This is a genomic window from Tritonibacter sp. SIMBA_163, from assembly GCF_046535935.1.
In the GTDB taxonomy this organism is placed as follows: Bacteria; Pseudomonadota; Alphaproteobacteria; order Rhodobacterales; family Rhodobacteraceae; genus Epibacterium; species Epibacterium scottomollicae.
This window is the reverse complement of sequence record NZ_JAWJBP010000910.1, coordinates 1-252: the sequence shown is the minus strand read 5'-3', so window position 1 is coordinate 252 and position 252 is coordinate 1. Positions and strand designations below refer to the sequence as shown.

Genomic DNA, 252 nt, shown 5'->3' with positions numbered 1-252 from the left:
GCATGCACGAGATGGTGTCGGCCACCGGCAAGCGGATGATGATGTGGGGCGACCACCTCGCCAAGGAGCCGCGGATCATCGACGCCGTGCCCAAGGACGTGATCGTCTGCGACTGGCAGTACCAGCCCGACGTCAGCGAGGACCGCGTGCAGCGGCTGCTCGACGCCGGCCTCGACGTCATCGCCACCCCCGCCAGCGTCCGCTCCGGCGAGATGCTCATGCCCGGCCTCCAGGCCCAGCACAACCTCCGCC

The 252-nt window shown here is 69.8% G+C and carries 1 protein-coding gene; it reads left to right on the top strand.

All coding sequences use genetic code 11. The features are described 5' to 3' along the window. Positions 1 to 252 (top strand): family 20 glycosylhydrolase (locus tag R0J92_RS24975; protein ID WP_411053664.1); only part of this gene is annotated, 252 nt, incomplete at both ends.